Genomic DNA, 5,220 nt, shown 5'->3' with positions numbered 1-5,220 from the left:
TGTGGGACCCCATCCCAAACCCCCCACCCCCCAAACCCCCCCCCCCGCGTTCTCCCCCCCCCCCCCCCCCCCCCCCCCCCCCCCCCCCGGCACCGGCGCACGAACGGGGGAACCCACCCATGTCCACGCCTCGTGAGCGGCTCGCCGACGCCCGCCTCTACCTGTGCACCGACGCCCGGAAGCGCCAGGGCGACCTGCCGGACTTCCTCGACGCCGTGCTCTCCTCCGGCGTGGACATCGTGCAGCTCCGCGACAAGGGCATGGAGGCCGGCGAGGAGCTGGAGCACCTCGCCGTCTTCGCCGAGGCCGCCCGCCGGCACGGCAGGCTCCTCGCGGTGAACGACCGGGCCGACGTGGCCCACGCCATCGGCTCCGACGTCCTCCACCTGGGCCAGGGCGACCTGCCCGTGCCCGCCGCCCGCGCGGTCCTCGGCGACGGAGTGCTGATCGGCCGTTCCTGCCACGCCGAGACCGAGGTGGCCGCGGCCGCCGCCGAGCCGGGCGTGGACTACTTCTGCACCGGCCCCTGCTGGCCCACCCCCACCAAGCCCGGACGGTACGCGCCGGGGCTCGGCCTCGTGCGGTACGCGGCGGGCCTGGCCCAGGAGCGGCCCTGGTTCGCCATCGGCGGCATCGACGAGACCAACCTCGACGAGGTCCTGGACGCGGGCGCCCGCCGGATCGTCGTCGTCCGCGCCATCACCGAGGCCGCCGACCCGGCCGCCGCGACGGCCGCCCTCGCCAAGCGCGTCCGCGAGCGCGCCGAAGCCTGAGCCCGCGGGGCATCCGCCCGGACATCCGCCCGGACATCCGCCCGGACACCTGCCCGGACTCCTGCCCGGACATCCGCCCGGACAATCCGCCCGGACATCCGCCCGGCACCCGTCCGCCGGATGTCCGACAGCTGTCCGAAAAGGTGTCCAACACTCGGACGGCATTCACGCGGTTCCCTGGACCGCGTCTAACCTGCCCGTATGGCCCTTGGTACCGCTTCCGTCCGGTCGGACCGTGCGCGCACGGTCCGCGAGATCCTCGCGTCCGGTGACACGTCGTACTCCTTCGAGTTCTACGCGCCCCGGACCGAGAAGGGCGAGCAGGTCCTCTGGAACGCCATGCGCCGCGTCGAGGCGGTCGGCCCCAGCTTCGTCTCCGTGACCTACGGCGCCGGCGGCACCACCCGCGGCGGCACCGTCAAGGCCACCCAGAAGATCGCCTCCGACACCACCCTCACCCCCGTCGCCCACCTGACGGCCGTCGACCACTCGGTCGCCGAGCTGCGCAACGTCCTCGGCCAGTACGCCGACGCCGGCATCCGCAACATGCTCGCGCTGCGCGGCGACCCGGCGGGCGACCCGCTGGGGGAGTGGATCGAGCACCCGGAGGGCGTGAAGTACGCCGCCGACCTCGTCCGGCTGATCAAGGAGTCCGGAGACTTCTGCGTCGGCGTCGCCGCCTTCCCGGAGATGCACCCCCGGTCCACCGACTGGGACACGGACATCCGGCACTTCGTGGACAAGTGCCGCGCGGGCGCCGACTACGCGATCACCCAGATGTTCTTCGACCCGGAGAACTACCTGCGGCTGCGCGACAGCGCGGAGAAGGCGGGCTGCGAGACCCCGATCATCCCCGAGGTCATGCCCGTCGTGAACGTGAAGACCCTCGACCGGCTGCCCCAGCTCAGCAACGCCGTCTTCCCCTCGGACGTGAAAGACCGCATCCTCGCCGTCAAGGACGATCCCGCCGCTGTACGCTCCATCGGTATCGAGTTCGCGACGGAGTTCTGCGCGCGTCTGCTCTCCGAGGGTGTCCCCGGACTGCACTTCATCACGCTCAACAGCTCCACCGCGACGCTCGAGATCTACGAGAATCTCGGACTGCACGAGCAGTCGTGACCGGTCGTAGCCGCCCCGACCCGCGGCGGTGACCGTGGAGAGGGGCGGCGGGGCATGGGGTGGACGGTCCTCTACATCGCGTTCGGCGTGGTCGCACTGTGGCTGCTGGGGGAGGTGCTCCTCCAGTACAAGGCGCGGCTGCGCTGGCGCCTGCTCGCCTTCGGCGGCTTCCTCTGCGTGGTCATCGGCGTCCTGCTGCCCTCCGTCGCCGTCATCATCGCCGGAGCGGTGGCCTTCGCGGTCGGCCAGACCTATGTGACGCTCTCCTTCCGCCGCGGCTTCTCCACCGGCTGGGCGATCGGCGGGAGCCCGGGCGCGAGCCGCCGCCGCAAGGCCGGCGCGCCGGCCGGACCCACCCTGGAGGTCACCGAGGTCTCGTACGGCTCGGAGGACGACTCGGGGGACGACGCGTACGACACCGGGTACGGCACGCAGGACGGCCCCGGCCACGAGCCGCACCCCGAGGCCGCCGCCGAGACGACGGCGGTCTACGAGCCGCAGCCCATGCCCGAGGACACCGGCCAGTACGGGGTCTACGACACGGGGTACGACCCCTACGCGGCGGCCGGATACGAGCAGCCGTCCTACGAGCAGCAGCCCGCGTACGGCCAGACCGCCTACGAACAGCCCGGCTACGCGCAGCAGCCGGCCTACGACTACGGCGCCGCCGCCGGGCAGCAGCAGTACGCCGCGTACTCCGACCCGTACATCGGGCCGGGCACGGACAGCCAGCAGTACACCCCGTACTACGCCGACCCGTACGCCCCCTCGTACACCTACGACACCCCGCCCGGCGGCGTCTGGGTCCCGCAGCAGCGCGACACCGACCACGCCCCGCAGCAGCAGGCCCCGTACGGATACGAGCAGCAGCAGCCGCACCCGGACGACCAGTACCGCTACTAGGAGTTGACCGGGAGTCTTACCGGGACCCTTACTGGGAGCCGCGGAAGTCCGCGCCCTCCACGATGAGTCCGGCCACCAGGGCGCCCGACATGCCCGCGTGGGCGAGCCCGCCGCCCGGGTGCGACCAACCGCCCGCGAAGTACAGGCCCGGCAGCGGGGAGCGGTTGGCGGCCGGCAGGAGCCGGCCGTCGGCCCCGGCGAGGGCGGGCCCCGGCACCTCGGCGGCGCCCGTGTCCCGCCGGACGTCCTCCGGGGTGCGGACGTGCCGCCACAGCAGCCGCTCCGCGAGCCCCGGGACCGCGCGGCCCGCCGCCTCGGCCATCAGGTCGGCGAAGGCCTCCCAGTCCTGCCCGGGGGAGGTCCGCACGGTCGCCGTGACCGTCACCGACTCGTGCTCCCCGTCCGGGCGCAGCGCCGGGTCGTCCGGCCGCAGCACGGTCACGGTCGGCCGCCCGCCCTCCGCGTGCACGACGGTCCGGTGGACCGCGTCCGCCTCCCGGGGGCCGCGCAGGGCCAGACAGACCGTCACCCGGCCCGTGCCGATCGCCTGGTGGTGCGGCCAGTCGTCGCCGTGCTCCCACTCGACGACGTGGTCGCGGTAGAGCGCCGGCACAGGGGCCCCCGACACCACGTGGTCGGCCTCGACGACCTCGCCGCCCGCAAGCCGGACACCGGCCGCCCGGCCGTCCTTCTCCAGGACGTCCTCGACCGCCGTGTCGAACACGAACTCCACCCGCCGCTTCCGGCACCGCTCGTACACCGCGTCGGCCAGCGCCCGCAGGCCCCCGCCCACGTACCAGCTGCCGAAGGTCTGCTCCATGTACGGCAGGACGGCGGCCGAGGCCGGGGCGGTCGCCGGGTCGAAACCGTACGACCACGTGTACGCGTCGAGGAGGGCGGCGAGGCGCGGGTCGCGCAGCTCCCGCGTCCCGACCTGGGCGAGCGTCGTCGTCGGGCGGCGCAGCAGGCCCGCCTTCAGGGCCGGGTACGGCTCCCGGGCGAGGGGAGCCGGGTCGGCCGGCTGCGGCTCCTCCAGGAGCGGGCGCCGGGTCCGGTCCCAGGCCTCGCGGGCCCGGGTCAGGAAGTCGCCCCAGCGCGCGCCCGCACCCGCGCCGAGCGCCGCGTCCAGGGCGGCGACCGTGCCGGCCCGGGAGGCGTTCGGCAGGTCGACACGGGTGCCGTCGGCGAAGACGTGACGGGCCGCCGGATCGACCTGCGTCAGCGCGACGCACTCCTCAAGGGGCTCCTTGCCCGTCTTCACGAACAGGTCCCGGTAGACGGCGGGCAGATGCAGCAGCCCCGGGCCGGTGTCGAAGGCGAAGCCGTCGCGCTCGAAGCGGCCGACCGCGCCGCCGTACGCCGACGTCTTCTCGTACACCGTCACCGTGTGTCCGGCGACCGCAAGGCGCGCTGCCGCCGCCATGGCGCCGAGTCCCGCGCCGATCACCACAATCCGTGCCATGCGGGCGAGTCTATTCGGCGCCTCGGACACCGTTGGAAGCCCGGTCGGGCCCGGTCAGAAGTGGTCGGATCCGTCGTCGAGCGGGGCCCGGGCCCGGGGCCGCGCCCCCGTCGCCGCGAGCCGTCTCTCCTCCCGTCGCTGCGACCGGCGGAGCCAGAAGCGGCGGATCCGCCGCGCCAGGAAGACCAGTATCGCCAGACCCGACAGGAGCAGGACGGCCGCGATGACCGAGGCCGCCACCGGATGGAAGACCGCGAAGGTGACGATCGCGGCCACCCCGAGGTCCTCCGCGAGGCTCAGGAGGACGTTCGAGAACGGCTCCGGCGTCGTGTTGACCGCCATCCTCGTCCCGGCCTTGACGAGGTGACTGAGCAGGGCGGTCGAACCGCCGATCGCGCCCGCCGCCAGCTCCGGCAGCGAGCCGCTCTGCCCGGCGAGCAGGGCGCCGACCACGGCGCCCGCGATCGGCCGGATCACGGTGTGGACGGAGTCCCATATCGAGTCGACGTACGGAATCTTGTCCGCCACCGCCTCGCACAGGAACAGCACGCCGGCCACGACGAGGACATCGGTGCGCTGCAGGGACGCGGGGACCTCGTCGGTCAGCCCGGTCGCGCCGAAGACGCCGAACAGCAGGACCACCGCGTACGCGTTGATCCCGCTCGCCCAGCCGCTGGTGAACACGAGGGGGAGTACGGACACGCCCGCGATCGTAACCAGGACTGAGTATCCGTACCTAGGGGGCGAGATGAGTAGGCGCGCGGATGGGCCCGGAGGCGCCCGGAGGAGAGAGTGGAGTCCACGGAAGGGGCGCGGCTCCGGTACCGCCGGCACGGGGCTGCGGAACGGGATCGCGCACCTGCCGGCACGGGGGAGCGAAAGAGGCCGGTGGGGGGGGGGGGGGGGGGGGGGGGGGGGGGGGCGAAGCCGCATTTTTGTTGTTTTTGTTTTGGTTCTTGCTGG

At 73.6% G+C, this 5,220-nt stretch carries 5 protein-coding genes; 3 read left to right on the top strand and 2 right to left on the bottom strand.

The window, feature by feature from the left end; genetic code table 11:
- Nucleotides 1-119: 119 nt before the first annotated feature.
- The 3 genes from thiE to ACZ7HT_RS31635 all read left to right on the top strand — a co-directional run bounded on the left by thiE (nt 120) and on the right by ACZ7HT_RS31635 (nt 2,795).
- Nucleotides 120-773, top strand: coding sequence for a thiamine phosphate synthase (gene thiE / locus ACZ7HT_RS31645; RefSeq protein ID WP_471172104.1), 654 nt, complete (start codon nt 120-122; stop codon nt 771-773).
- Between the two features lie 201 nt (nt 774-974).
- Nucleotides 975-1,892 carry a methylenetetrahydrofolate reductase [NAD(P)H] gene (metF, locus tag ACZ7HT_RS31640; RefSeq protein WP_471172102.1) on the top strand — a complete coding sequence of 306 codons (918 nt, stop codon included), beginning with the start codon at nt 975-977 and terminating at the stop codon, nt 1,890-1,892.
- A gap of 54 nt (nt 1,893-1,946) precedes the next feature.
- On the top strand, nt 1,947-2,795 hold the full coding sequence (locus tag ACZ7HT_RS31635) for a hypothetical protein (protein ID WP_471172100.1): 849 nt from the start codon (nt 1,947-1,949) through the stop codon (nt 2,793-2,795).
- Between the two features lie 28 nt (nt 2,796-2,823).
- On the opposite strand, the gene ACZ7HT_RS31630 is transcribed toward ACZ7HT_RS31635, so the two are convergent.
- Both ACZ7HT_RS31630 and ACZ7HT_RS31625 read right to left on the bottom strand, forming a co-directional pair.
- Nucleotides 2,824-4,257, bottom strand: a complete 1,434-nt coding sequence (locus ACZ7HT_RS31630) for a phytoene desaturase family protein (RefSeq protein ID WP_471172098.1) — start codon at nt 4,255-4,257, stop codon at nt 2,824-2,826.
- Between the two features lie 54 nt (nt 4,258-4,311).
- On the bottom strand, nt 4,312-4,959 hold the full coding sequence (locus ACZ7HT_RS31625) for a DUF4126 domain-containing protein (protein ID WP_471172097.1): 648 nt from the start codon (nt 4,957-4,959) through the stop codon (nt 4,312-4,314).
- Nucleotides 4,960-5,220: the final 261 nt, after the last annotated feature.

The organism is Streptomyces sp. NPDC037410 (assembly GCF_055602235.1).
The sequence above is the reverse complement of the archived record's forward strand: the minus strand, read 5'-3'. Positions and strand labels throughout refer to the sequence as shown.